The organism is Vibrio sp. 1CM2L, from assembly GCF_023161695.1.
In the GTDB taxonomy this organism is placed as follows: domain Bacteria; phylum Pseudomonadota; class Gammaproteobacteria; order Enterobacterales; family Vibrionaceae; genus Vibrio; species Vibrio coralliirubri.
Map to the genome: position 1 here is coordinate 715,409 of NZ_JALNTT010000003.1, position 25,366 is coordinate 740,774.

Annotated in this window: 25 protein-coding genes; 21 read left to right on the forward strand and 4 right to left on the reverse strand. The window is 44.2% G+C overall.

Translation table 11 applies throughout. The features are described 5' to 3' along the window. Positions 1 to 376: 376 nt before the first annotated feature. From MSG34_RS13230 to MSG34_RS13315, 18 genes are all read left to right on the forward strand, one after another. Entirely contained in the window at positions 377 to 988 is a 612-nt protein-coding gene (locus MSG34_RS13230; RefSeq protein ID WP_248337821.1) for a flavin reductase family protein, read from the forward strand. A gap of 58 nt (positions 989 to 1,046) precedes the next feature. Then, the gene (gene cobT, locus MSG34_RS13235) at positions 1,047 to 2,111 is read left to right on the forward strand and encodes a nicotinate-nucleotide--dimethylbenzimidazole phosphoribosyltransferase (RefSeq protein ID WP_248337823.1); all 1,065 of its coding nucleotides are present in this window, start codon (positions 1,047 to 1,049) and stop codon (positions 2,109 to 2,111) included. Then, positions 2,111 to 2,917 carry an adenosylcobinamide-GDP ribazoletransferase gene (locus MSG34_RS13240; RefSeq protein WP_248337825.1) on the forward strand — a complete coding sequence of 269 codons (807 nt, stop codon included), beginning with the start codon at positions 2,111 to 2,113 and terminating at the stop codon, positions 2,915 to 2,917. The genes cobT and MSG34_RS13240 overlap by 1 nt, the downstream gene beginning before the upstream one ends. A 9-nt stretch (positions 2,918 to 2,926) precedes the next feature. Then, positions 2,927 to 3,547: a bifunctional adenosylcobinamide kinase/adenosylcobinamide-phosphate guanylyltransferase gene (gene cobU / locus MSG34_RS13245; RefSeq protein ID WP_248337827.1), complete on the forward strand. Its 621-nt coding sequence runs from the start codon at positions 2,927 to 2,929 to the stop codon at positions 3,545 to 3,547. Positions 3,548 to 3,556: 9 nt separating this feature from the next. Next, positions 3,557 to 4,174 carry an alpha-ribazole phosphatase family protein gene (cobC, locus tag MSG34_RS13250; protein WP_248337829.1) on the forward strand — a complete coding sequence of 206 codons (618 nt, stop codon included), beginning with the start codon at positions 3,557 to 3,559 and terminating at the stop codon, positions 4,172 to 4,174. Between the two features lie 125 nt (positions 4,175 to 4,299). After that, positions 4,300 to 6,096 (forward strand): M3 family oligoendopeptidase, encoded by a 1,797-nt coding sequence (locus tag MSG34_RS13255; protein ID WP_248337831.1) that lies wholly within the window; start codon positions 4,300 to 4,302, stop codon positions 6,094 to 6,096. Between the two features lie 278 nt (positions 6,097 to 6,374). Then, on the forward strand, positions 6,375 to 7,403 hold the full coding sequence (locus MSG34_RS13260; protein ID WP_017092609.1) for a succinylglutamate desuccinylase: 1,029 nt from the start codon (positions 6,375 to 6,377) through the stop codon (positions 7,401 to 7,403). Between the two features lie 133 nt (positions 7,404 to 7,536). After that, entirely contained in the window at positions 7,537 to 8,532 is a 996-nt protein-coding gene (gene btuC, locus MSG34_RS13265; RefSeq protein WP_017096955.1) for a vitamin B12 ABC transporter permease BtuC, read from the forward strand. Further along, positions 8,519 to 9,277 carry a vitamin B12 ABC transporter ATP-binding protein BtuD gene (gene btuD / locus MSG34_RS13270; protein WP_048617263.1) on the forward strand — a complete coding sequence of 253 codons (759 nt, stop codon included), beginning with the start codon at positions 8,519 to 8,521 and terminating at the stop codon, positions 9,275 to 9,277. Before btuC ends, btuD begins: the two co-directional genes overlap by 14 nt. 58 nt (positions 9,278 to 9,335) lie before the next feature. Beyond that, a complete protein-coding gene (locus tag MSG34_RS13275; protein WP_017066163.1) occupies positions 9,336 to 9,695 on the forward strand; it encodes a DUF6559 family protein in 360 nt (119 codons plus the stop codon). A 461-nt stretch (positions 9,696 to 10,156) separates the two neighbouring features. Next, positions 10,157 to 11,602: an N-acetylglucosamine-binding protein GbpA gene (gene gbpA, locus MSG34_RS13280; RefSeq protein WP_248337833.1), complete on the forward strand. Its 1,446-nt coding sequence runs from the start codon at positions 10,157 to 10,159 to the stop codon at positions 11,600 to 11,602. 389 nt (positions 11,603 to 11,991) lie between these two features. Next, positions 11,992 to 13,458, forward strand: a complete 1,467-nt coding sequence (locus MSG34_RS13285) for a lytic polysaccharide monooxygenase (RefSeq protein ID WP_248338179.1) — start codon at positions 11,992 to 11,994, stop codon at positions 13,456 to 13,458. Positions 13,459 to 13,654: 196 nt separating this feature from the next. Next, positions 13,655 to 14,212, forward strand: coding sequence for an MAPEG family protein (locus MSG34_RS13290; RefSeq protein ID WP_348983360.1), 558 nt, complete (start codon positions 13,655 to 13,657; stop codon positions 14,210 to 14,212). A 123-nt stretch (positions 14,213 to 14,335) separates the two neighbouring features. Next, on the forward strand, positions 14,336 to 15,766 hold the full coding sequence (locus MSG34_RS13295) for a PLP-dependent aminotransferase family protein (protein WP_248337837.1): 1,431 nt from the start codon (positions 14,336 to 14,338) through the stop codon (positions 15,764 to 15,766). Positions 15,767 to 15,908: 142 nt separating this feature from the next. Beyond that, complete coding sequence (locus tag MSG34_RS13300) at positions 15,909 to 17,495, forward strand: cytochrome ubiquinol oxidase subunit I (protein WP_248337839.1); 1,587 nt, start codon at positions 15,909 to 15,911, stop codon at positions 17,493 to 17,495. Positions 17,496 to 17,507: 12 nt separating this feature from the next. Continuing rightward, positions 17,508 to 18,644 carry a cytochrome d ubiquinol oxidase subunit II gene (gene cydB, locus MSG34_RS13305; protein ID WP_248337841.1) on the forward strand — a complete coding sequence of 379 codons (1,137 nt, stop codon included), beginning with the start codon at positions 17,508 to 17,510 and terminating at the stop codon, positions 18,642 to 18,644. Between the two features lie 10 nt (positions 18,645 to 18,654). Next, positions 18,655 to 18,756 (forward strand): cytochrome bd-I oxidase subunit CydX, encoded by a 102-nt coding sequence (cydX, locus tag MSG34_RS13310; protein ID WP_017083482.1) that lies wholly within the window; start codon positions 18,655 to 18,657, stop codon positions 18,754 to 18,756. A 304-nt stretch (positions 18,757 to 19,060) separates the two neighbouring features. Further along, the gene (locus MSG34_RS13315; RefSeq protein WP_050052538.1) at positions 19,061 to 19,549 is read left to right on the forward strand and encodes a GNAT family N-acetyltransferase; all 489 of its coding nucleotides are present in this window, start codon (positions 19,061 to 19,063) and stop codon (positions 19,547 to 19,549) included. 131 nt (positions 19,550 to 19,680) lie between these two features. On the opposite strand, the gene MSG34_RS13320 is transcribed toward MSG34_RS13315, so the two are convergent. Then, a complete protein-coding gene (locus MSG34_RS13320) occupies positions 19,681 to 20,256 on the reverse strand; it encodes a nucleoside triphosphate pyrophosphohydrolase family protein (RefSeq protein WP_017059167.1) in 576 nt (191 codons plus the stop codon). 213 nt (positions 20,257 to 20,469) lie between these two features. On the opposite strand from MSG34_RS13320, the gene MSG34_RS13325 reads away from it, so the two are divergent. After that, positions 20,470 to 21,540 (forward strand): diguanylate cyclase, encoded by a 1,071-nt coding sequence (locus MSG34_RS13325; RefSeq protein WP_248337843.1) that lies wholly within the window; start codon positions 20,470 to 20,472, stop codon positions 21,538 to 21,540. 28 nt (positions 21,541 to 21,568) lie between these two features. Here the strand turns inward: MSG34_RS13325 and MSG34_RS13330 are convergent, their stop codons facing one another. Continuing rightward, complete coding sequence (locus MSG34_RS13330; RefSeq protein ID WP_017096948.1) at positions 21,569 to 22,135, reverse strand: DUF1415 domain-containing protein; 567 nt, start codon at positions 22,133 to 22,135, stop codon at positions 21,569 to 21,571. 85 nt (positions 22,136 to 22,220) lie between these two features. Then, positions 22,221 to 23,420 carry an MFS transporter gene (locus MSG34_RS13335; protein ID WP_248337845.1) on the reverse strand — a complete coding sequence of 400 codons (1,200 nt, stop codon included), beginning with the start codon at positions 23,418 to 23,420 and terminating at the stop codon, positions 22,221 to 22,223. Between the two features lie 110 nt (positions 23,421 to 23,530). Between MSG34_RS13335 and MSG34_RS13340 the strand changes: the two genes are divergently transcribed. Next, entirely contained in the window at positions 23,531 to 24,403 is an 873-nt protein-coding gene (locus tag MSG34_RS13340; protein WP_248337847.1) for a LysR substrate-binding domain-containing protein, read from the forward strand. Between the two features lie 88 nt (positions 24,404 to 24,491). On the opposite strand, the gene MSG34_RS13345 is transcribed toward MSG34_RS13340, so the two are convergent. Further along, positions 24,492 to 24,728 (reverse strand): glutaredoxin family protein, encoded by a 237-nt coding sequence (locus tag MSG34_RS13345; RefSeq protein ID WP_016786183.1) that lies wholly within the window; start codon positions 24,726 to 24,728, stop codon positions 24,492 to 24,494. A gap of 137 nt (positions 24,729 to 24,865) precedes the next feature. Between MSG34_RS13345 and MSG34_RS13350 the strand changes: the two genes are divergently transcribed. After that, positions 24,866 to 25,363 carry a M48 family metallopeptidase gene (locus MSG34_RS13350; protein ID WP_102320098.1) on the forward strand — a complete coding sequence of 166 codons (498 nt, stop codon included), beginning with the start codon at positions 24,866 to 24,868 and terminating at the stop codon, positions 25,361 to 25,363. Positions 25,364 to 25,366: the final 3 nt, after the last annotated feature.

Consider the following 25,366-nt stretch of genomic DNA (forward strand, 5'->3'; position numbering starts at 1 on the left):
TTATTTGGTTTTCTTTTACTTGAGTTTGGAATCATTACACCTCCTAAATCGTTGTTCTGTTTTGTCTTTCAATCGATTGTCTTTCTTTGTGTAGCGTTAGTGTTGTGGGCATTCACTGTATGGGTACTTATCAATGGAGAGATTAACAAGTACTCTAGATAAAGCATAAACGATGCCAAAATGTAAGTTATTGATAAATCTATTATCAGTATTGTAGGTGTTTTAGGGTTCGTCAATTTGATTGTCAATTTGAGAAAAAACCAGTGTGATCTGTTTAAATTAAGAACACTCTCTACGGTTTCTGTTGATTAGGCATAGATACAGCATTGCTTAACACGTAAACTGAGTCGTAATTCACATAGACCAAGGACGTGCTATGAACCTCAAGCTTGATACTCTTGCTCCCACTCAGATTTATCACCTGATGACACAAACCGTTGTTCCTCGCCCGATTGCGTGGGCATTGACGGAATCTTCTGACCAAGAGTACAACCTAGCGCCTTTCTCTTATTTCACGCCTGTTTCCAGCAATCCGCCGTTACTGATGTTATCGGTTGGGAAGAAGCCGTCCGGCGAAATCAAAGATACCACTCGTAATGCCTTAGAAACGGGTAAGCTAGTGATTCACATTGCTTCTTCAAGTTCTGCAGAAACAATGACAGCGACAGCGGCTACCCTTGAACATGGTGATTCAGAAGTCACCGCGAATAACATTGATCTCGTTGAATTTGAAGGGTTTTCTTTACCAAGAGTTAAAGAGTGCTCGGTAGCTTTCGGTTGCACACTTTATGAAGTAAAAGAAGTTGGCGAGGTTCCGCAAAGCTTGATATTTGCTCAGGTCGAAACCGTGTACATCTCGGAAGATATCATCGACAAAGAGAGTGAACGTCTTAAGATTGATGCGTTGGCATTGGATCCTTTGTCTCGTCTTGGTGGCGGTGAATACGCGACGCTTTCCAATGTGTTCTCTGTCGCACGCCCTAAGTAGCTATCCCTAAGTAGCAGTCCCTAAATCAACGTACCCAGAATAAGCGTTTTTAAAAACCATGTTAGATACCCAATACTCGCATTACATCCAACACCGAATTGACCAAAAAACCAAGCCGCTTGGTGCGCTTGGCTTACTAGAAAAAGTCGCACATCAACTGGCATTGATTCAGAGCCAAGGCAAAGAAGCGGCGATTGAACACATCGAATTAAATAAGCCGAGTATCATCATTTTTGCTGGCGACCATGGCATTGCTGACGAAGGCGTGAGTATTGCTCCAAGTGCCGTCACACAACAGATGGTGTTGAACTTTTTAAGCGGTGGCGCGGCGATCAATTGCTTCTGTGCGGTGAATAACATCGATATCACAGTAGTCGACACGGGGATATTGTTGCCTGTGGAATCTGACAGTGACATGTTGATCGATCAGCGTTTGGGGACGCGAACTAATAACTTTGCCAATGAAGCAGCAATGAGTTTAGAGACGGTTGAGCGTGGGATTGAACTGGGCTCTGAGCTTGTCTCTAGAACCATTTCAAATGGCACCAATATTATCATGTTTGGTGAAATGGGAATCGGTAATACCAGCAGCGCATCAGCGATCTTAAGTGCATTATCGAATCGGTCTGCAGATGAGTGTGTTGGCCTAGGAACAGGCATCAACAATGAACAAATTGCGCGAAAAGTAGCTGTGGTTGAGCAAGGTGTTGCGCGTTGCAAAGGTTTAGACCCTAAAGAAGTTAAAGAGCTTACAGATCTTAAAGATATCAAAGAGGCACTAGCACAAGTTGGTGGTTATGAAATCGTTCAAATGGTCGGTGGTTTCCTTGGCGCTTACCAAAACAGAACACCAATATTAGTCGATGGTTTTATCGTATCGGTTGCAGCGTATGTCGCGACCTTAATTGAACCGAGTTGCCGAGACTATATGATCTTCGCACATCGCTCTGAAGAGTCGGGGCACAAAATTCTATTAGAGCTGCTAGACGCTGAGCCACTGCTCGATCTTGGATTGAGATTAGGCGAGGGCACAGGTGCTGCGCTAGCTATGCCAATTATTCGTGCGGCAGCCGAGTTTTATAACAACATGGCGAGCTTCGAAAGTGCTGGAGTCACGGTTTAATGAGTGATGCACCAGAAAGATCGTTGAAAGATCGAGTCACCTATCAGTGGGAGCTGTTTGCGCTGGCGATGGGTTTCTTTTCTCGCTTGCCAATGCCAAAGAACACGCCCTATTCATCAGAGCGAATGAATCGTTCTGGTCGCTACTTTTCAACGGTTGGTTTGTTACTTGGTGTTCTATGTGGCGGTGTGTTTTTGCTACTTGATACGGTATTGCCGAGTGCAGTGGCGATTTTCTTGATGATGAGTTTTAGCCTGATGCTCACAGGTGCATTCCATGAAGATGGTTTGACTGATATGGCGGATGGCATTGGTGGCGGCATGACTCTAGAACGCCGCTTGACCATCATGAAAGACAGTCGAATTGGTACTTATGGTGCGTCTGCACTGGTTATGGCTTTGCTTGGCAAGTGGGTGTTGTTGAATGAGCTGGTCAACATGACGGCTCTGTTTATGGTTATCGTGACCAGTTATACCTTTAGCCGTGCGATTGCTGCATCGCTGATTTACGACATGCCTTATGTTAGTGATTTAGATACCAGTAAAAGTAAGCCTTTGGCCAACAAGCAAACCAAAGGCGAACTTGTCTTCTTATTGCTTGTAGGTGTGCTGCCTAGCCTGTGGTTTGGTCTTGAATTCGCCTTGGTTTTATCTGTCGTCGCCTATCTGTTCAGAACTGGTTTCAAAAAGTGGTTAACGGCTCGAATTGGTGGCTTTACTGGCGACTGCTTGGGTGCAGCTCAACAGCTAATGGAGTTGCTGATTTACCTTGTATTCATAACTGCTTTTTACAATGGCTTTCTATAACGGCTTCCTATGACAAACGCGAATCAAACTTTTCAAGCTAATCAAATTAATCAAGCAAGTCAGCGAAACAGCCATCTGGTATTGGGCGGGGCTCGTTCTGGCAAGTCGAGTTTTGCAGAGCAACAAGCATTATGTGCGATTGAAGCATGTTCAAATGGACGCCTCCATTATATTGCGACTGCGACATATCTTGATGATGAAATGCGAGAACGAATAGCGCACCATCAACAACGTCGTGGCGAGCAATGGATTGAGCATGAAGTACCGGTCGAATTAGCCGAAAAATTGCAGTCTTTTGAGAAAGAAGATGTGGTGTTGATTGATTGCCTAACCTTGTGGTTGAACAACATCATCTTTGAACTGGGTGATGACGCAACCAATGAACAGGTTGAAGCCGTGGTTGAAGTATTGGTCAAAAGCGTCGAGCAAAGCCCGGCGCAAATTATCATGGTGTCTAATGAAGTCGGTTTAGGTGTGGTGCCGCTGGGGAAAGTGTCGCGCTTGTTTGTGGACAATGCGGGGCGCATGAACCAAGCGCTAGCTCGCGTCGTCGAACGCGTCACGCTGGTTGCTGCCGGATTGCCGCTGCATTTAAAACCATCTAATCACTTGCTTGATACTCAAGGTTAGGTCGCACACATGGTCAATGGAACAACCAAAAACATCTATCTGCTAAGACATGGCAAAGTCGAAGGAAAAGCTGCACTCAATGGTTTATCTGATGTGCTGGTCAACCCTGAGCTTCAAGAACAGATATGTGAGGCGCTTGCGACACAAGACATTACCTTTGATAGCGTGGTTAGCTCTCCACTAAGACGATGTGGTGATCTCGCTAGCTTGTTTGCAGAGCGTATGTCTGTGCCTTTGTCTGTTGCATCGGGCTTTCAGGAAATGAACTTCGGTGAAGTTGATGGTGTCCCATTTGATGAACTTGAAGACAAGTGGGGAATGTTAGAAACCTTTTGGCAAGATCCTGCTAATCATCAATTAACTGGTGCAGAAAGTTTACAGGGCTTCCACGACAGAGTAACTCAAGCTTGGTCGCAACTTTTGAATGATCCAAGTGACAATATATTGTTGGTTACTCATGGTGGTGTGATTCGCATATTGTTAGCGCACTGCCTTGATATTGATTGGAAAAATCCGAGTTTGTACTCGAAGTTATCGATAGAAAACGCATCGATAACGCATATTCAAATCACTCAGTTTGCGCAGAGCTTTATCAGCGTTAAATCGATAGGGCTACCTGTTCTCTGAGTGTTCAAAAAACACAGTTTAAGAATTAACAATCTTTTAGATCTTTAAACAGAAATCGATATAAAGCGGCGTTCACAGCCGCTATACCTGATTGGTATTACTACCTACGTGAAAGGAATTTAGTCATGACAACACCGAGTTGGGATCTAAGCATTGCTTATAGCGATCTTAATGATGCAAAAATCGAACAGGACATTGAACTCATTCAACAGTGCATTGAGCTGTTGAACCTACACGTTGAAAAGCGTCATATCATTCTAGCGATGCAAAACGCGATTCAAACTTCAGAAGCGGCAGGCACGTTACTGAGTACGATCAACACCTTCGCGAATTGCCATGCATCGGTCGATGCGACACACACAGAAGCTAAAGCATTGCTTGGTCGAGTTGCGAAACTGAACTCTGAAATGTCTCAAGCGTTTAGCCCTTACGAAGACACGTTAATTCACGCAGAACCAGAATTTATTGATGCAGTATTAGAACATGATAGTGCGGACGTAGCAGGCCAACGCTTTGCGATTGAAAGCTCACGTAAGTTATCAAGCAGCCGACTCAGTGTTGCTGAAGAGCAGTTATTGGCAGCGATGAAGGTTGATGGTCGTGACGGATGGGGTCGTTTATACGATAACCTTACCGGATCTTTAAAACTGTCGCTAAAGCTGGAAGGTGAAGAGGAAGCTCTAGGTTTTTCACAAGCCGCGAGCCTGTTGTACGGCAGCGAATTCGACAAACAAGAACCGGCATGGCGCGCGGTTCAAGGCGCAATGAAAACGCATCAAGAGTCTTTTGCTTCGATTCTAAATGCATTGGCGGGTTGGCGACTGACTGAAAACAAAAAGCGCTCGAAGATTAGCGATGTGCATTTCCTTGATCCAAGTCTACACGGCAGCCGCATTGTGCCAGAAACGCTAGACACCATGATGTCGGTAGCGAAAGCGAATCGAGCTGTTGGTCAGAAAGCGGGTTTGTTGATGGCAAGAGTTCACGGTCTCGATGAAATGAAGCCTTGGAATCATTTAGCAGCGATGCCACCACTTGGTGACGCTGAATCTAAGGTTTACCCATTTGATGAAGCGATCGAAGTGATCAAAACTGCGTTCGCTGAAGTGAATCCGGAGATGGCTGATTTTGTCGCTTTGATGGTTGAGAACGGTTGGATTGATGCCGCACCAGCTGCCAACAAACGTTTAGGCGCGTACTGCACCAAGTTTGCTGCCACGCGCACCCCGCTAGTGTTTATGACGTGGAGCGGTAGCCGCTCAGATTTAATGACATTGGCACACGAGCTAGGCCACGCGTTCCACAACTGGGTGATGAAAGACATGCCGTTGTGTCAAACACGCTACCCGATGACGCTAGCAGAAACCGCGTCAATTTTTGCAGAGAACATCGTTCGTGACCACTTGTTAAAACAAGCACAAACACGCAATGAGAAGCTCGAAATGCTGTGGGAAGAGCTTTCTTCTTCTTTGGCATTAATGGTGAACATTCCTGTTCGTTTTGAGTTTGAAAAAGCCTTCTACCAGCAGCGTGAAAAAGGCGAGCTAACGGCTCAGCAGCTGTGTGACTTGATGGAAACGACTTGGAAAGAGTGGTACGGAGATGCAATGACAGAAGCCGACCCTTACTTCTGGGCGAGCAAACTGCACTTCAGCATCTCTCAAGTGAGCTTCTACAACTACCCATATTTGTTCGGTTACCTGTTCAGTAAAGGGGTTTACGCTCAGCGCGATGCAAAAGGCGAGCAATTCTACGGTGATTACGTGTCGTTGCTTCGTGATACAGGCAGCATGATGGCGGAAGAAGTCGTTCAAAAGCACTTAGGAATGGACCTGACTCAAGCGGATTTTTGGCAACAAAGCATCGACATGGTCAAAGTTCAAATCGATGAATTTGAAAGATTGCTCGATCAGGAAGATTAATTGATCTCAATCTGTTCATGGCAGGTAAGAGCTGTGTTAGCTTACGTGGCTCTTATCTTGCTGACATGACTTTAGAAAAGCTGAGACAGCCAAAAGTTGCTTTAAATAGAGAAAGTTATTTGGAACAGATGTCGGTTAGTAAAATCAGCAGGTAATACAAAAATATATGGGTAGTATTTGTGAGTGATAACGGAGTTTCTATTGATAAGTGCGATCCTAGCAACACAATTTCTATGTACAATTTATTAACATACGGCCGTGCAATTAAGGAGTAGCGCATGACGAAGACCCTCTTTCGCCAATCATTTCTTTTTGACAGCCTAGATCTTGAGCAAGAAGTGGTTGCAGGACAGACCGTACTGAGTAACGGTGTTCAAATTAAGCTTCATCAACGCGGTGTATTGGAAGTGATTCCCGCTGAGTATAATTCTGAAACCAAGAACATCATCTTTTCAACCGGTGTTCATGGTGACGAAACTTCACCAATGGAGCTGATTGATAAGCTCATTGAGGATATTGAAACAGGCTTCCAAGTAGTGACAGCAAGATGTTTGTTCATCATTGCTCACCCAGAAGCAACCAACGCGCATACTCGTTTTCTTGATGTGAATATGAACCGTCTGTTTGATGAAAAACAGCACGAAAGCAATCGAGAAGTGGATATCGCAAAGAACCTTAAGTACTTAGTTACTGAGTTTTACAAGGAAACGGTACCTGCTACTCGTTGGCACTTAGATCTGCACTGTGCGATCCGTTTGTCTAAGCATTACTCGTTCGCCGTAAGCCCTAAGGTTCGCCACGAAGTACGTAACAAGGAGCTTTTCGATTTCATCAACAGTGCTCACGTTGAAGCTGTGTTGCTGTCGAATGCACCAACCAGCACCTTCAGTTGGTACAGCGCTGAAAACTTTGAAGCGCAAGCACTGACAATGGAGCTAGGGCAGGTAGCAAGAATTGGTGAGAACCAACTTGATAAGCTAACGGCTTTCGATTTGGCAATGCGTAATCTGATTGCTGAAATAGAACCAGAGCATTTGCCGAAGAAAACCATTACATATCGCGTAAGCCGAACCATTGTTCGTTTGCACGATGACTTTGATTTCATGTTCTCTGATGACGTTGAGAACTTTACGGCGTTTAAGCACGGTGAAGTGTTTGGTCATGATGGTGATAAGCCATTGATGGCGAAGAATGAAAACGAAGCAGTGGTATTCCCAAATCGTAACGTGGCTATTGGTCAACGAGCGGCCTTAATGGTGTGCGAAGTTGAAACACGATTCGACCACGGTCAGCTTGTGTACGATTAATACCTAGTCGAACTAGAACGACCAAAACAACCGCTCAACTGGTTGAAATATCAAGGTTCACATTACGGTGTGAGCCTTGAGTTTATTTAGGGATACAGGTAAGGTTACGCGAACAATTTCAAAGTAGCTTGATATGGATTTCCAACAACTTCTTCACCAAAAACAGCGCAAATGGACCCGAGCCATTTATCTGATGGCAGCACTGCTTGTCGCGCTGAGTGCGATTTACCTAATGGTTGGCGATCTTTTCATTTCCCCTCTGGGCACATTGTCCACGTTAGAACAAAAACTACTGATTGATTTACGCTTACCTCGATTATTAGCAGCGATTGCGATCGGGGCTGGGTTAGCTGTATCTGGCGCAAGCTTACAAGTGTTATTGGGTAATGTATTAGCAGAGCCAGGTGTGCTCGGCATTTCTGGTGGCGCAAGTTTGGCGATGGTTATCGTATTGTTCTTCTTACCGTTTGCTCCTACACCAGAACTGTTCATGATTGCCGCCGTTTTAGGTTCACTCTGTTTTACCGTGATTCTAGTGAGCATGGTAAAAACGATGCGACTCACCACGGCCAAATTACTGCTAGTCGGTGTCGCGTTAGGCATTCTTTCTGGTGCGATGGTGACATGGGCGTTCTATTTTAGTGATGACTTAAGCCTACGCTTGTTGATGTATTGGCTGATGGGCAGCTTAGGTGGCGTAACTTGGTATCAACACTCGCTTACGTTAGTGATGATCCCCGTGATTATTTGGCTGTGTTTGCAAGGTAGCAAGCTAGACAAACTGATGATTGGGGAAACGCATGCCGCACAATTGGGCGTGAACGTACCGAGATTACGCTGGCGTCTAATTTTCGCCGTGTCTATTTTAGTCGGCTGCGCGGTAGCTTTAGGTGGCGTGATCAGCTTTGTTGGCTTGGTTGTGCCACACTTATTGCGTTTAGCGATTGGTACTGATAACAAATACCTTCTTCCTTTGTCTGCCGTTGCTGGCGCTGCGTTGTTGGTGTTTGCTGATATTTGCGCGCGTACATTACTCGATTCTGCAGAATTACCTTTGGGTGTGATGACCACCAGTATCGGTGCGCCTATCTTCATTTGGATGTTAATTAAAAATCATGATTCAAATTAAGAGCCTGAGCGTCGGCGCTCGTTTATTACCACTATCATTTGGACTCAAGCAAGGGCAGGTGACTCACGTTATCGGTCCGAATGGCAGCGGAAAAAGTACCTTACTCGAATCGATATCTGGCATTGGTGATGGTTACAAAGGCGATATAAAGATCGACGGGCAGGATTTGTCGGAGCTGTCTCTACAAGACTTATCATTGCATCGTGCTTACTTGTGCCAAAGCGCGAGACCGGCTTTCAACTTGGAAGTGTTCCAGTATCTTGCATTGTCACTGCCAAGCTCCTCACACGGCCTTGATGCTGAAATCAACGCAGCTTTGGAAGAAATCAGCCAGATGCTAGACATAGCAGACAAACTTCATCGTTCAATTCAGACCTTGTCGGGTGGTGAATGGCAACGCGTTCGCTTGGCGGGAATGTGCCTGCAAATTTGGCCAACGCTTAACCCATACGCGAAGCTGCTGATCCTCGACGAACCCGCAGCTCCACTGGATATTGCTCAAGAAGCCTTGTTGTACAAGCTCATTGAACGAGTGGCAGAGAAGGGCATTGCCGTGATCATGGCAAACCATGATTTGAACAGAACCCTAAGACACGCCGACCAGGTGTTGTTGCTTGATAAAGGCGTACTTCAAGCATCTGGCACAGCTGCAGAAGTGCTTACTCCAGAACAACTAGAGTCCGTGTTCAACACCGAAGTCAAAAGTATCTCAGTCGATAATCAAACCTATCTTTTGTTTGGTTAAAAGACTAATTGGTTAAGCTGAACATTCGGTTCAAGGCGAGTTAGTAAAGGAAGCAAATATGTTTAGATACATCCAAAGAAGAAGAATCAAAAAGGTGATTAAGTCATTGTCTGCAAAGATGGTGAAGAGCTACGGAAGCCGTGATTTCTTCTCGATTGGGCAGGTTGAAACAAGTTCTCGTGAGTTGAGTAAGCGCCAACAACAGATTGCTTTAGCCTTGTTTGCGGATCCACAAGATCTTGCTGTTGAATTAGCTCCAACAATTCAGTTGCTACGTAATGATGTGTCTAATGACTTCTTCGGCGGAGAAGACTACACAGCACGAGATGTACTTAATCTATTGGGTGGCGGCGGTTGGAAGGGCGGTCGTATGGACGACGACATGTCACATCGCATGGGCATGCATAGCCGCTATTAAGGCTTTACCAAGCTCCCTTTATTTAAATCAACTTCGCATCAAAGCACCTTTATCTAATGTGACTCGTCAAAACCGTTATTTTGACAACAAACCCTCTACTTTAGCGTCAATGCGATATCCTGATCAGCCAGTTCATACCTTTCTCACCTCTAGTCTTTCAGGTTTTTAGCTAGTTCCCTTGTTCTATTTCTTGAATAAACTTCATAGTCTTCAGATGTATAAGATAATTTTCCCTTCGTATTACCTTTGATGAATATCAATCAGCCTTATTGACTAAATAATCCTACCTTCCTCGACCATGCTCAAATTGATTGATATGCATTTGCTTTATTAATGTTCGAGCCAAGTAACGGTTAATAGCAAATTGAGGTGCTTACTCAATCAAACAAGTGGATAGGTAAACAAGCGAAGATCATTTTGTCTTGTTAATGGGAAATATGACGTCTTTAAGTGGAAATGTTATGAGAATCGGAATAGAGAAAACGGCTTTAGCCATCGCTTTGTCTGCGGCTTGTGGTGGCGCTATGGCACATGGATTTATATCGCTGAACGATGATGGCAACATCATAAGTCGTGTCGCTTTGTGTCACTTAGAAGATTCTGAAGGTCAGGCGAAGAACATGGACTGTGGCGACATACAGTATGAGCCACAAAGTGTGGAAGGCTTTGACGGCTTCCCTGAAGATGGCCCTGCTGATGGTTACATTGCCAGTGCTGAAATATTAATGGCAAGAAACCTCGATGAACAAACTTCAGAGCGCTGGCAGAAACGCCCAATCGAAGCGGGCTCTCAAGAGTTTGAATGGACATTTAGAGCCAACCATATTGCGGCTGGTTTTAAATATTACATTACGAAAGAAGGTTGGGACCAAAATTCACCATTAGCGCGCTCAGAGTTTGACTTAAATCCCTTTTGTGAAGTTGATGCCCATGGAGAGATGACACAGAACACGGCGACTCACACCTGTAACGTGCCAGAGCGAGAAGGCTATCACGTGATTCTAGCTGTGTGGGATGTGGGCGACACCGACAAGGCTTTCTATAACGCGATTGATGTGGTGTTTGATGGCGATGATTCTCAACTTCCGGGTTGGGAAAAAGCAGGTCAGATAACTCCTACGATTAATTTGAAAGAAGGCGACGCGGTATATACGCGCGTGTTTGATGGGTCTGGTGAAAACTCAGCGCTCAGTACTCGTATCGAGATTGCAAATAGTGAGGATGGCCAACCAAAGAACTGGTCTAAGGCATTAGCAACCAAAGTTAATGAAGATCGCAATAACATCAAGTCTGGCGTGTTGAGTGAAAATGGTTTTACACCTATTTACGGTGTGAACCCAATATATGTGAATTCTGACAGCGGTATTCAGCGTGTGGAAATAGGCTACGATGTTGAGGTGCCAGAACCCGATACGTCACTGATGGTTGAAGGTCTGGATTCAGAATACGTGATCGGAGAACAAGCAACCGTACTCGATCTATCATTGGTAGCCGAGGGCGATGCCCAAGCTGAACTCACCGTGTATAACCATGCTCGAGAGTCTTTAGCATACTGGAGTGGGGAGGTTGAAGATAACTCGTCAGAATCGGTTGCATTACCTTTGTCTAAATCAGAGGCTGGTCATCATATGTTGGTAGTGAGTGTAAAAAACAGTGAAGGTAAATTGGTAGGCCAACAAATGATGGATTTCCATTTAGTTGATGCCGATGCGCCACCACCTGCACATGATTATGTCTACCCAGAAGGCTTTGGTAACTATGTTGATGGCGACGTCGTTTTATTTGAAGGCGAAGGTGTATATCAATGTTACGGCCCATGGGCATCAGAATGTAACAATGAAGCGTACCTTCCAGGCGTGGCAGCAGATCCAAATTGGGTTGAGCAACAATGGAAAAAGTTAGATTAATTACGAGTTAATCGAACTCACTTAGCTGTATATTAAATCTCTAGATGCAAAAGCGGCTTAATCACCAAGCCGCTTTTTTATTCACTTTGAATAATGTTCCCTCAATCAAGACGGAATACTGAGATCCAATAATTCGAAGCAACATCATCTATCGACAACGCATTTCTTTGAGTTGTGTGACTCTGATTCCTATCAATATAAAACCCGCTGTCATTGATAAAATTGACGTATATATTTTTCGTTGTTCTTCAAACAAAAACTATAAACCCTCGAAGTGCAATTTTGATTGGTAAGTGACCAGTTAATGTTGTGTGCAGGGTAAAATAATAGAGAGTGGGAAAGTGACAACAATAAATAATAATATTCTAAAAGTAGCAGTAGGTATGGCTATGCTATCGAGTGTGCCTTCAGTGGCAAATGCTCATGGTTGGTCTGAATTTCCAAGTGCGCGTCAGAACACGTGTTACGAGCAAGGCGGGATTTGGTCGGGTACACCACCTAATGCTGCGTGTGCTCAAGCAAAAGACATTTCGGGTTCCTACCCATTTGTTCAACGTAACGAATACGCTAAAAATGTTCAGGATTTCAATAACATCAATGCTGTAAAAGCGGCGATTCCCGACGGCACGTTATGTTATGCCAATGATTCGCAAAAACGCGGCATGGGTGCGCCTCATACTGGTTGGACTCGTACCGAGCTAAATACTGGTACGTTTGAATATGTATTCAATGCGACTGCGCCACACAACCCTTCTTTCTGGGAGTTCTACCTAACGAAACCAAACGCAGATCTAAGCAAAGGCCTAGCGTGGGGCGACTTAGATCTTATCCAAGAAGAGGGTAACGTTCCGGTTAATGGTGGTAAGTACCGCATTAATGTCACTATTCCTTCAGACCGTTCTGGCGATGCGATTCTATTCGTTCGCTGGCAACGTGATGATGCTGCGGGCGAAGGCTTCTACAACTGTTCAGACATCACTATTGCGGGTGGCACAAATCCTCCACCAGAGCCGGGTCCAGAACCCGAACTAGTGCGTGGTGAGCTGTTTGTTTCAGACCAATTTGGAACGCCAGAAGTTGGTGACACAGTTAAGTACGACATTATCAACAAGTATGGTGAAGTAGCGCGTAGCTTCGACATCGTTATCGATACTTCAAACGTTAACGATTGGGCTCGTTTGTTAGCTTCAGAAATTAATGGCTGGCACGAAGAGTTTAAAGATGGCGCGATCTTCATTGGTGACTGGCACGCTGAGATGCAGCACTACATGTATTTCCAAAACGATCCTTCACGTAACTTCTTCAATTCAAAAGATAGCCGTGCTTCTGGTCAGTTAACGTTGATTGATGGTGGCGACGGTGGTGTTGAACCATTAAAAGGTGACATCTACGAGCTAGTGAAGAGTGACAATGTAGTGAATGCTGGCGATAAGGTTGTGATTGCAACAAGCGAAGCCGCGACATTGACTCAAACTCAAGGTTCTTCAGTAAGCATCCAAAATAACGGCACGGCTTCTATCGTAGTGGATACCACTGGCATCACTGCAAACGAAACTTTATCGTTTATGGCTAGCTCGATTGAAAGCGGCAGTGTTGAAACCTTCACTTTTGAAGTAATTGCCGATGACGGTGGCGTAACACCAGACCCAGATCCAACGCCGGATCCTGATCCGACTCCTGACCCAGACCCTACGCCAGACCCAGGCACGTGGGACTCATCAGCGACTTACCTTGGTGGCGAAGTCGTGACTTACTCGAACCAGTCATGGAAAGCACAATGGTGGGTTCAAGGTGGTACAAACCCTAAAGCGACTTATGAAAATGACAAATGGGGCGTTTGGCGTCCAGCCAACTAATCTTAACTATCGTTAGTTCAATAGCTTTAAAGTAATAACCAAGACACCACACTTTTTGACGAGTGTGGTGTCTTTTTCATTTGAAAGTCTTAATAAACGAAATAGGTTTGATTTCTATTGGTTTTATCCTTTCATATAGTAAAAGAGCGTCACAAACGTCAACTGGTTGATAGGTAATAATGAGTAAATTTGTTGAATGGATGGCGAGGGTTTTATGGAACTAACCAGCAAACAAGTTGGAGTCTTTAAGGGAATGGCGTTGGCTATGCTAAGCGCGATTGTTGCAATCTGGGTCGCCATCGTCTTAGACCCGTTCAATTACGCTCAAGCCAGCTTACTAGAAGATAGGGTGACTGTTTTAGGGCTGTCACTGATACTACCGACCTTGATGTTAATCGTCTCTATTGGACGCTTAGCCAAGTTTCGGTTTTTCAGTCCAGAAGATATTGATGGCAGTGGGTTAACGTCTGGAACAAAGCAAGCCCTAATGCTGCAAAGCTTGCTTCAAAATACCTTAGAGCAACTGGTCATCGCATTTGGTGTCTATACCACGTGGAGTTTGTTAATGCCTTTTGCTTGGTTATCGGCGGGGCTCGTGTGTTCAGTGTTGTTTTTTATTGGGCGTATCTTCTTTTTCAAAGGCTACAGCCATGGAGCTCCGGCAAGGGCTTTTGGTTTTGCGTTAACCTTTTATTCAACGGTAGTGCTGTGCTTAGTATTGGTGGTTACTCAATTGGTATTCGCCTTAAGTTAGTTAGACGTTTTGCCAAGGTGCTGCCCGATTTTAAACCAAGGCAAATGAATTTCGATTAGGGCAGAGTATCCCTTTGCCTGTAACATGACGTGCTTACTATCTTCGAACACGAAAGACTTTTTGATGAAAAAATCACAGATACTCGCCAATACAATTAAGAATCAGATAGAGCAAAATATTTGGTTGAGTGGTGAGAAGATCCCATCAATTAGAGATGCATGTAAGCGCTATAAACTCAGTATCGAGACGGTACTGCAAGCCTATCAGCAGCTTGAAGACCAAGGCTATGTGCGCTCAAAACCTAAGTCTGGCTATTTCGTGTTACCGCGCAGAAATGTATTCGTTTCGGACCATTCAAAACAAAAAGCTATCAAGCCGTATCCTGTTAAAATCAGTGACCTGCTATACGATGTACTTCAACGAGCCAAAGACCCTAGCATCATTCCACTTAGCTCGGCATTCCCTGATCCCGCCTTGTTTCCCCATCAAGCACTGTCACGCAGCTTAGCTAATGCCAGCCGTCAAATGCCCGACAACAGCATGCTCACCAATTTACCTCCAGGCAGTGAAACACTTCGTAGGCAAATTGCTCAACGCTATCAAGTTCAAGGTTTAAACGTACTGCCAGACGACATTGTGATTACTTCTGGGGCGATGGAGGCACTTAACTTATGCCTGCAATCCTGTACCGAACCGGGTGATTTGGTCGCTATCGAGTATCCTGCGTTCTATGGTGTGTTACAGACAATTGAAAGACTAAACCTCACTGCCGTAGAGATTCCAACAGACCCGACAACAGGGATTGATTTAGATGTGTTGGAATCGGTGTTCGCTTCAATGGACATCAAAGCGTGCTGGTTCATGACAGAATCGCAAAACCCTGTTGGCTATTCGATGAGTGATGGAAACAAGCAGCGATTGGCAGAGTTGGTGAACCAACATAAGATCCCGATGATTGAAGACGATGTGTATCGAGAACTTCATGTCGGCAACCAAAGCTCATTGCCTGCAAAAGCCTATGACACCGGCGAACAGATCATGTTGTGTGGTTCGTTTTCCAAATCATTGTCACCGGGCTTTCGAATTGGTTGGGTAGTGGCACGTAAACAAGCGTTAAAGATTCAGCGGTTACAGCACTTATCAACTCTTTCCAGCAGTATTCCTATTCAGCTCGGTTTGTCTCACTACCTTACGTTTTATAGTTATGACAACCATCTTAAAAAGCTTCGTAAACTTTTGAATGAAAGGAAGAAAGCTCATATAGCACTCTTAGAATCCAGTTTACCTTCAAGTGCGATGGTGCATAAAAGCCAAGGTGGCTACTTCATTTGGATAGAGCTGCCTCACTCTGTTTGTGTTGAAAAGCTGTATGAGCTAGCCCTTGAACAAAACATCTCTGTCGCTCCGGGAATCATATTCAGCAGTGACAAAAAGTTCTCACACCACATTCGTCTCAACTGTTCGTATGCTTGTGACGACAAAATAGCAGAAGCCATTCGAACGCTCGGCGGCTTGATTCAGACAATGGAATCACAAGCTATCAGATGCGGTTAAGCTCTGACCAGTCGTTCGTCTAATAAGTAAATCTGTTCTGTTTTTTATCAACCAATCTGTTCTAGTTTGGTTCGCGAGAACTGTGCTGAAATACGCTCCAATTCTTAATATGAAAGCCATCATTATGATGTTTGGAGCTTAAATGTTTGATGTAGTTGAATTGTCGCGTTTACAGTTTGCGCTAACCGCTATGTTCCACTTTCTTTTCGTCCCTCTGACTATCGGCATGTCGTGCTTACTGGCGATCATGGAGTCGATCTATGTACTTACCGGTAAACAGATTTATCAAGACATGACCCGCTTCTGGGGCAAACTGTTCGGCATTAATTTTGCCTTGGGTGTCACGACGGGTTTAACCATGGAGTTCCAGTTCGGCACCAACTGGTCTTATTATTCTCACTATGTTGGCGATATTTTCGGGGCACCTTTAGCCATCGAAGCGCTTGTCGCATTTTTCCTAGAATCTACCTTTGTTGGATTGTTCTTCTTCGGCTGGGAAAGGCTATCTAAACGCCAACACCTTTTAGTGACTTGGCTGGTGGCTCTGGGCTCAAGCTTCTCTGCACTGTGGATTTTGGTTGCTAACGGTTGGATGCAAAACCCGATTGGATCAGAGTTCAATTACCAAACCATGCGTATGGAGATGACCAGCTTTGCCGACGTGGTGCTTAACCCTGTCGCACAAGTTAAATTCCTGCATACAGTGGCCTCAGCGTATACCTGTGGATCAATGTTTATCCTTGGTGTGAGCTCTTACTATTTGCTTAAAGGCCGTGATGTTGCTTTTGCAAAACGTTCGTTTGCTGTCGCAGCTTCGTTCGGCATTGCTTCTATTATCTCGGTGATCGTATTAGGTGATGAGTCGGGCTATGAACTGGGTGATGTTCAAAAAGTGAAACTTGCGGCAATTGAAGCGGAATGGCACACAGAACCCGCACCTGCGGCATTTACCTTGTTCGGATTACCAAACCAAGAGGAAGGCAAAACCGACTTCGCGGTCAAAATCCCTTATGTGATGGGAATTATTGCGACGCGATCTTTGGATGAGCAGGTAACTGGCCTTCACGATTTGCGCGACCAACACCTCGTCCGCATTCGCAACGGAATCATCGCTTATGAATTGCTAGAACGTTTACGAGCTGGCGATACCTCTTATGAGACGGAACAAGCCTTTGATCAAACCAAGCACGATCTCGGTTATGGCTTATTGCTTAAGTGTTACACCGATACCGTAACCGATGCGACTGAACAGCAAATCCAACAAGCGGCAGATGATTCCATTCCAACTGTCTGGCCACTTTTCTGGTCATTTCGAATCATGGTGGGCTGTGGATTCGTTATGTTGTTTGTTTTTGGTGCGGCCTTCCTGCAAACCTACCGTAAAAACATTACGCAAAAGCCTTGGTTACTGAAAGCGGCGCTATGGTCAATTCCATTACCTTGGATTGCCATTGAAGCTGGCTGGTTTGTTGCGGAATACGGCCGTCAGCCTTGGGCAGTAGGTGAAATCCTTCCTGTGACGGTCGCGGCTTCTTCTCAAACCGTTGAAAACCTGCTTACGTCTCTTGCTCTCATTATCAGCCTATATACCGTATTCATCATTGTTGAAAGTTACTTGATGATTACCGTGGCTAAAAAAGGCCCAAGCAGTTTAAAAACGGGCCGCTATCACTATGAACAAAATACAACTTCGCTTGAAGCCAAATTGGCACAAAAAGTTCAACAATAAGGTGACTGACTCATGTTCGAATATGACACATTGCGTTTAATTTGGTGGGTTCTGATTGGTGTACTGCTGATTGGTTTTATGATCACCGATGGTTTTGATATGGGAGTGGGGGCGTTGTTGCCGTTTATTGGTAAAACGAACGCTGAAAGACGAGTCATGATCAACTCCATCGCGCCTCATTGGGACGGCAACCAAGTGTGGTTAATTACCGCAGGTGGCGCTTTGTTTGCAGCTTGGCCGTTAGTGTATGCGACATCTTTTTCAAGCTTATATGTTGCGATGTACTTGGTGCTTATCTCGTTATGGTTGCGTCCTTTGGCGCTTGAGTATCGAGCAAAGATCGACAGCGATCAGTGGCGACAAGTATGTGACTTAGCAATCTCTTTCTCAGGCTTCTTCCCACCTATCTTGTTTGGCGTCGCGTTTGGCAATTTGATGCAAGGCTTACCTTTTACACTGAATAGCTTATTGATGGTTGAGTACCATGGTTCGTTTATCGATTTAATTAATCCAGTTGCGCTTTTGTGTGGTTTGGTTGGGTTATTGATGGCGCTGTTACAAGGGAGTGCTTGGCTTATGGTGAAAACCACAGACGCAGTGTACAAAAAGGCAAGAAGGATGACTCAGGCGAGTGCGGTACTTGTCGCTTTCCTTATGGTGGTTGGCTGTATGGCGATTAACCATAGTGATGGGTATGTGATAGTCAGTGCGATGGATCATAGCTCAGCATCGAATCCTTTAAATAAAAAAGTCGTTACACAAGCAGGTGCTTGGTTAACCAACTTCGATACGTATCCTTGGATGTGGTTTGCACCGATCGGCAGCGTGACCATTCCATTACTGGCTTTGATTGGCGCAAGATTGAAATGGGATGCGATTGCTTTTATCAGTTCAAGCCTGACTAATGCTTGCATCATTTTAACGGCTGGTTTCTCGATGTTCCCGTTCATTATCCCGTCTAGCGTTAACCCGAGTCATAGCCTAACGTTGTGGGATTCAACCTCCAGTGAACTGACCTTGAACATCATGACAGGTGTGGCGTTTGTGATGGTGCCAATCATCCTGTGTTATACCGCTTTTAGTTATCTAACCATGTTTGGACGACTCGATAGCGAGTATGTCGAACGTAATGGCCATTCACTGTATTAAGGAGTTTCTCATGTGGTATTTTGTTTGGATATTGGGCTTATTCCTAGCCTCAGCATTCGCGGTTTTGAATGTGATTAGCTTAGAGAAAAGTGACTCAGAAACAGAGTCTTAATCGCTGAGCAGGGTTATATAAAAAAATAAGAAATATATAAGAAGACCAGAAGCGTAAGTTTCTGGTCTTCTTTATGAGCCTTCCTAAATTACGTAAGGTTTGGTTCTTTCTTCGTGGTACAAGATGGTAAGACTTGAAGCGAGTAAGCTGCCTTCTTATTAGCACACCTATATCTCAACTCTATATCAGATTTAATCAAAACAATTTTTCCTAACCTATTGTTAAATATTTACTATTTGTTAGTGTGTTTAGGTGCACATTGAGGATGTGTTTCATATTTAGCGAAGAAATATTAGGAGTTGCGATGAGTATTATAGTGAGACGGTCTGAGCCGTCAGATGCAAAGGGAATCAAAGAAATTTACGAATGCACTAATGCTTATACCGGTACACTGCAACTCCCAAACCCATCTCTGGAAAGCTGGCAAAAACGAATCTCTAATATGCCTGACAACGTGTACTCGTATGTCGCGATGATCGACGATGAGATTGTTGGCAACTTGGGAATGGAAGTGTGTGTGAATCCAAGAAGACGACATGTGGCTTCATTTGGTATGGGTGTTAAAGACGATGTGCTAGGCAAAGGCGTTGGTAGTCAACTGCTCGCAACAGCAATCGACTTGTGTGATAACTGGATTAACATCAAACGAATGGAGTTAACGGTGTATACCGATAACGAAAGAGCCATTAGCCTGTATAAGAAGTTCGGTTTCGTGATTGAAGGAGAGTCCGCAGGGTTCGCTTTCAGAAATGGCGAATATGTGGCGGCTTATCATATGGCTCGACTGGTATAACACTTAGCACACAGCTACGATTAACGCACAGTTAGAATTGACTGACAGATAATAAAACGCCACGTTATTTAAACGTGGCGTTTGCTATTCAAGTTAGCTGAAGCTTTTAACCGCTTCAGTCTTAACCTTACTTAAGCCGTTAGTGGCTCAAGGTTCGCAGGACGGTAGTGTACAGATTTTAGTACTTTGCCTTGGCGAACTGTCTTGCCTTCAGATACGAAATCTTCCGCACACTTAGCAATGATGTATTCGCCTTTTTGAACCGCCATCAGCTTGATGTTCTGCTCAGCATAGAAAGCTTCTGTTTCAGCGTATTCAGTTTCGTTGCGACATACCTTGCTCATGTTGCTTGAGTGTACTTCGTCCCAGCACGGTAAGAAGTCAATTGAGCGGTTTTTAGAAACATTCAACAGTAGGTCGATCAGGTAGCTGATTGCTAGGTTGTCTTCTACCTTAGCTTGGCCAAGGTGAACCAAACGTCCCATCAAAACATAAACGCTGTCTACAATAGCGTCCGCTTGTTCGATTTTAGAGTCAGCTTCTGCAAGTTCTGTTAGTTCTTCGATCGCTAGAGAGGTATGTAGCGTATCGCCTTTTTCGTCCATTGTTTCAGGAGCAGCAACAGGCAGATCAAAAGTACTGCGGAACTCTTCAATGTCGCGGTAAAGGTGATCGTAGATTTCTTGGCTTAGTTGAGAAAGGTTCATTTTCCTATCCATTCTGTTTCGTTAATGGATTATTTTACCAAAGCTAGGAATAGGGTGCTAACGCAAAGTCGAAGAAGTCGACTTTTATTCATTGGACCAATGAGGTATTTTGCATACAAACTAATTGATTATTATGTTTTTTTACACTTTACTCTTCTTAATATACCAAATATTAATGTTGCCATTAACTTCGGCAGCAGCGGAACCCCATTTATGAACCAAGCCAGTGAAAGCGAAATTGTTATACGCCGCTTGTATCAAATCACCAATGATTATCGAAAGGGCTTCGATATTCAGATCGCTCAGCTGCTTATTATGGGGCTAGAACGCTTCAACCTTGATATTGGTATCTTATCGAAAGTCGATGGCAATGCTTACGTTGTTGAACATTGTGTTACGCCTGAAGGGGTAGAACTCAATAGCGGTGACACCTTCGATTATCGTTCAACCTATTGCGAAATTACCTGTAAATCGATTGGTCCTATCTGCATTGAGCATTGTGGTAAACACGATAAATATGCGAAGCACCCTGCTTACCAATCTTTTGGTTTGGAGTCTTATATTGGGGTTCCCATTTTCGTTAATGATGAGCTTTATGGCACCCTAAACTTTTCAAGCCCAGCACCCTATCATCGCGAGTTCAAAGAGTTCGATGTCGACGTGATGAGACTAATGGCATCATGGATCGAAGTAGAGCTGGTTAGAAGGCAGCAAGAACGAAAACTCAAAGAGCTGAATGAGAAGTTAGAGTACCAAGCTCTGTACGATCCTCTGACACACTTGCCAAATAGACGTTGCTTGTTCAAAACATTGAATGCAGAAGTGGAGCAGTTAAAAGGCTCTTTAGGTAAGGGAACCTTGGCCGTTGTCGACATCGATTTCTTTAAACAGGTCAACGACACCTATGGCCACCAAATGGGTGATGTTGTCTTAAAGAAAGTGGCGAACGTGCTAAGCAATAACATTCAAGAAGGTGAGTTTGTGGCGCGTTTTGGTGGTGAAGAGTTCATTCTTTGGTATCCAAATAAAACACCAAGTTGTGTAGAAGATAAGTTCATGACTCTTTTGCAAGAGATGAAGAAAATCAAACTGGATAGAAAGCCTGTCACTATATCAATTGGTGCGTGTCATTTTGAGTTGAGTACAGGGGATACCAAAGGGCAAAGGATGTCGGCGTTAGATAAACTGATCAAAGTTGCCGATGAATGTCTGTACATTGCGAAACAAAATGGACGAGATCAGTTTATTTCTCGTCCATATCATCAAGAGCGCTCAGGAATATGAGCCAGCATGTTAGCGATTAACTGAACTATTAACTGAACAGATAAGGGAACAGTTTACGGCGTTCTTCTGGCGTTAAAGACTCAACTCTCGCGATGTTGGTATCAGGAATCGCTTCAGGGTTAGGGTAGTGCTTTAACACCTTTTCCATACTTGCTTCACGAATCAAATGGTAAACCGGGTACGGAGAACGGTTCGTTAGGTTTTCATCGTCTTCTGGATCTGCACCACCAAAGCAATAGTCTGGATGGAAGGTTGCCACTTGGTAAACGCCTTCCCAATCTTCTTGCTTGATCAACGCTTCAATCCAATCAATGAACATGTTGTAGTCGAAGAAATCTTGCAGCATGTTAGGTACAACCACCAAAGTCGTCTCCAACTCTGCGACAGGCGTGTTATCTAACTCTACGAAATGCGTCATGATGTCTTCCAATAACGCTTCTTCCGTATTCGCTTCACTCACAAAGATCTTAATCTGTTTATTACGTTGTGGCTTGGCTGCGAATGGACACAGGTTTAGGCCAATAACGACATCGTCTAACCATTGTTTAACTTGGTCGTGGATGGTTTGAAGATCTGTGCTTTGAGTGTTCGACATAACAGGTTCCGAAATAAAATTTTGCGTAGGATATCAGAACGGACGTTAATCAAAAGCAATAATTGAGTTACAAACTCAGTCGTAGTTATGCTTGTGCGAGTTTGGAAGTCGATACTTGTAGCTGTTTCAACTGGTAGACCCAAGTAAATATCGCGACATAGAAGATCGAGCCGCCTGCAATTACGCCATTCCAACCGAACAACTGCCAGCAATATAGGAGTAAGAAACCACCTAAACTGCCACCTATGTAGTAGTGGACTAAGTAAAGTGCCGTTGCTGTCGCTTTCGCGCTCGGCGCTTTTTGACTCACCCAAGAGTAGGCAAGAGTGTGGGCAAAGAACGCACCGCCACTAATCAATAACAAGCCAGCTAACATGAACGGGACTTTATCGACGGCTGAAACTAACATTCCGATTAAGCTAATGCACACGCCCATCAATATTCCGTTTAAAGGATCAAAGCGAAGTGTCCATTTGTTGGAGAGCTTAGAACTCACCGTTCCGGCCAAGTAACATAAGAATATCAACGAAGCTAAACCCACAGGCACTGAATGAGGCGCAGAGACTAGCCTAAAGCCCATTACCGAATACAGGTTAACGAACAGAGCAAAGTTAGCACCCCCAATCAGCATAGCTAACCACAGTGTACGGTTTTTTAAGTGCATCATTACAGAGCGGTTATGGTGAAAGAACAGGCCTTTCTGTGGCTTAAAGTTTTGTTGATCAGGCAGGCTATATGCAATATAGAGAGCGCCAAGCAAAGAGCCGATAACGAAAAACAAAACTGTCGCATGCCAGTCGAAATAATCCGTAATTAAGCCACCCAATACACGCCCGAAAATACCACCTAATGAGTTAGCCGCAATATAACCGCCTATCGCGACTGCGAATGCTTTCGGTGACAACTCTTCGACCATATAGGCAACCGCCACGCCTGCAAAAGCAGCAACCGCGATTCCCATGAATGCTCGGGCAATAACAAGCTGTAGTAGGGTGGTTGTGAACACCATGCTCAGCCCAATCAAAGGAATAGCGAACAGACTGAACAGAATGATGGGTTTTCGGCCAAAGGTTTCAGAAGCGATAGCCCAAGGCACCAAGCTGATGGAAAGCCCAAGTGTTGTCGCGGCAAACAGCCAGTTGATTTGAGTTTCAGATACTTGGAAGTGCTCCGCCATGTGCGGCAAGATTGGCTGAAAGAGGTAAAGGTTACAGAAAATGATAAACGAGCCAATCGCCAATGATTGGGTAATTCGTTTGTATTGAGGACTGCCTTTATCAAACATTTACGTTGTGCCTGCACGAGTTAGTAAGCTATTTGTGAACAAGTTATCAGCACAAATTTGATTAAAGAAATATATTAAAAATATCACCTCTATATATTTAATATATCGCCATGCTTGAATCAAAACCACTTCGACATTTTCTGGCTGTTGCGCAGTTTGGTAACTTCACTCAGGCCGCCAAAGCGCTGCATATAGCTCAGCCTGCATTGAGCATTTCTATTAAAAAACTAGAACAGACGCTTGATTTGATTCTATTCCGTCGCGGAGATAAATCTGTCACCTTAACGGAAGAGGGAAAGGTATTGTTTGAGCATGCGAAGCGAATAGCCCAGCAGTTTGATGACGCTCAACTCGCGATGAATGAGCTAAAGGGACTGGAAAAGGGAGAAGTGCGATTAGGCGCTCCAAGCATGATGGGCAGTTATTTTTTTCCTCAAGTAGTGATGGCCTTTAAAAGCCAGTACCCAAACCTAAAGTTGACCTTGATTGATGCAGGCACCGCTTCTATTCGTGAAATGTTGTTAAACGGCGAACTCGATATTGGCGTAATCAACCATGAAAACGTGCCTGATGATCTTGAAACTGACCACCTGTTAAGCTCAGAAATGTTAGCTGTCGTTGGCAAAGATCACCCACTGGCAACGCAACCATCCATTACCTTTGAAGAATTTTTTGCTCAAGAGCTGATCATGTTCAAATCAGGCTACTTCCACCGTGATTTTATCGATGCGACTTGTAAGAAGTACAACCTCGATATGACCATCGCGTTCGAAACCAATTTATTGCCGATGATTCTTTCTATCGTGAAGCGAGAGTTCGCTATTACTGCGCTGCTAAGCTTGGTTACAGAATACGAGGAAGATGTAGTAGGCGTGCCATTTAAAGACCCTGTGAAACTGAACCTATCTTTGGCGTGGAGAAAGGAAGGTTATCTGTCAAAAGCAGACCGAACCTTTATTGACTTCGTTAAGCGGTATGTGTGATTTAGTAAGATTTAAATAAACAAAGCCCGAGCATCCTAGACTGGACATTCGGGCTTTGTTTGTAGAAATATAAGTCTCTTAAATCACGTTAAGTGTTCTTTGAGTTATACATCTTATCGAAGTTCTTTTGATTCCAGCCGACCATCACTTGATCGCCGATCTTAAGCACGGGGATAGAACGAGCACCCATCGCTTGTAATTCTTTACGACCACGCTGCATCTTTGCATTCGTCAGGCGGTAAACAATTTTCTTAGAGTCTAAATACCTTTGGGCATCTTTACAGTGCGGGCATTTGTCTGCGACGTACAATACAACACGTTTCATTTTTTCATTCTCTTGGTGAATCTCGCTAAAGTGTAACGAATCCTAGGTGATTAGAAAAGTGTGATCAGTTACACTATGCGGCTCAATTTTCAAGACCACAACGTATTGTTGTGGTGTAACTTGTACGGTCTTTCAGCATGCATCCTTCTTTACGCTATATTCAAGGCTATCCTAAGCACATTCTCGATCCTGTGACTCAACTTGTTGAGTCGGGTAAATTGGTGCCGTGGTTTGAAGCTCGCTACCCAAAGAATCATGAAATCAAAAGCGAGAAAGCCCTGTTTGACTATGCGATTGAGATAAAAAATCGTTACATGAAAAAAACACCACCGATCAGCAAAGTGATTTACGACGGCAAGATACACCTAATCAATAATGCGTTAGGTCTGCATTCTTACGTTGCTAAGAATCACGGTGGAAAGATTAAATCAAAGAATGAAATTCGTATCGCCAGTGTTTTTAAAAATGCACCAGAACCTTTGCTAAGAATGCTGGTGGTACACGAACTGGCGCATATCAAAGAGAAAGAGCACGACAAAGCCTTTTACCAACTATGCTGTCACATGGAATCGGAATATCATCAACTTGAGTTGGATGCCCGTTTATTCATGATGTATTTAGATTTAAAGAAGTAGCCC

Bases quoted from the DNA above. Each gene is read 5' to 3' on its own strand.
- btuC (WP_017096955.1), top strand. From the start codon at position 7,537: ATGGATTTCCAACAACTTCTTCACCAAAAACAGCGCAAATGGACCCGA.
- MSG34_RS13350 (WP_102320098.1), top strand. From the start codon at position 24,866: ATGCATCCTTCTTTACGCTATATTCAAGGCTATCCTAAGCACATTCTC.
- btuD (WP_048617263.1), top strand. From the start codon at position 8,519: ATGATTCAAATTAAGAGCCTGAGCGTCGGCGCTCGTTTATTACCACTA.
- MSG34_RS13330 (WP_017096948.1), bottom strand. From the start codon at position 22,135: ATGTCGAACACTCAAAGCACAGATCTTCAAACCATCCACGACCAAGTT.
- MSG34_RS13335 (WP_248337845.1), bottom strand. From the start codon at position 23,420: ATGTTTGATAAAGGCAGTCCTCAATACAAACGAATTACCCAATCATTG.
- MSG34_RS13255 (WP_248337831.1), top strand. From the start codon at position 4,300: ATGACAACACCGAGTTGGGATCTAAGCATTGCTTATAGCGATCTTAAT.
- gbpA (WP_248337833.1), top strand. From the start codon at position 10,157: ATGAGAATCGGAATAGAGAAAACGGCTTTAGCCATCGCTTTGTCTGCG.
- MSG34_RS13260 (WP_017092609.1), top strand. From the start codon at position 6,375: ATGACGAAGACCCTCTTTCGCCAATCATTTCTTTTTGACAGCCTAGAT.
- cobU (WP_248337827.1), top strand. From the start codon at position 2,927: ATGACAAACGCGAATCAAACTTTTCAAGCTAATCAAATTAATCAAGCA.
- MSG34_RS13315 (WP_050052538.1), top strand. From the start codon at position 19,061: ATGAGTATTATAGTGAGACGGTCTGAGCCGTCAGATGCAAAGGGAATC.
- MSG34_RS13290 (WP_348983360.1), top strand. From the start codon at position 13,655: ATGGATGGCGAGGGTTTTATGGAACTAACCAGCAAACAAGTTGGAGTC.
- MSG34_RS13320 (WP_017059167.1), bottom strand. From the start codon at position 20,256: ATGAACCTTTCTCAACTAAGCCAAGAAATCTACGATCACCTTTACCGC.
- MSG34_RS13340 (WP_248337847.1), top strand. From the start codon at position 23,531: ATGCTTGAATCAAAACCACTTCGACATTTTCTGGCTGTTGCGCAGTTT.
- cydB (WP_248337841.1), top strand. From the start codon at position 17,508: ATGTTCGAATATGACACATTGCGTTTAATTTGGTGGGTTCTGATTGGT.
- cobC (WP_248337829.1), top strand. From the start codon at position 3,557: ATGGTCAATGGAACAACCAAAAACATCTATCTGCTAAGACATGGCAAA.
- cobT (WP_248337823.1), top strand. From the start codon at position 1,047: ATGTTAGATACCCAATACTCGCATTACATCCAACACCGAATTGACCAA.
- MSG34_RS13300 (WP_248337839.1), top strand. From the start codon at position 15,909: ATGTTTGATGTAGTTGAATTGTCGCGTTTACAGTTTGCGCTAACCGCT.
- MSG34_RS13295 (WP_248337837.1), top strand. From the start codon at position 14,336: ATGAAAAAATCACAGATACTCGCCAATACAATTAAGAATCAGATAGAG.
- MSG34_RS13325 (WP_248337843.1), top strand. From the start codon at position 20,470: ATGAACCAAGCCAGTGAAAGCGAAATTGTTATACGCCGCTTGTATCAA.
- MSG34_RS13345 (WP_016786183.1), bottom strand. From the start codon at position 24,728: ATGAAACGTGTTGTATTGTACGTCGCAGACAAATGCCCGCACTGTAAA.
- cydX (WP_017083482.1), top strand. From the start codon at position 18,655: ATGTGGTATTTTGTTTGGATATTGGGCTTATTCCTAGCCTCAGCATTC.
- MSG34_RS13275 (WP_017066163.1), top strand. From the start codon at position 9,336: ATGTTTAGATACATCCAAAGAAGAAGAATCAAAAAGGTGATTAAGTCA.
- MSG34_RS13285 (WP_248338179.1), top strand. From the start codon at position 11,992: ATGCTATCGAGTGTGCCTTCAGTGGCAAATGCTCATGGTTGGTCTGAA.
- MSG34_RS13230 (WP_248337821.1), top strand. From the start codon at position 377: ATGAACCTCAAGCTTGATACTCTTGCTCCCACTCAGATTTATCACCTG.
- MSG34_RS13240 (WP_248337825.1), top strand. From the start codon at position 2,111: ATGAGTGATGCACCAGAAAGATCGTTGAAAGATCGAGTCACCTATCAG.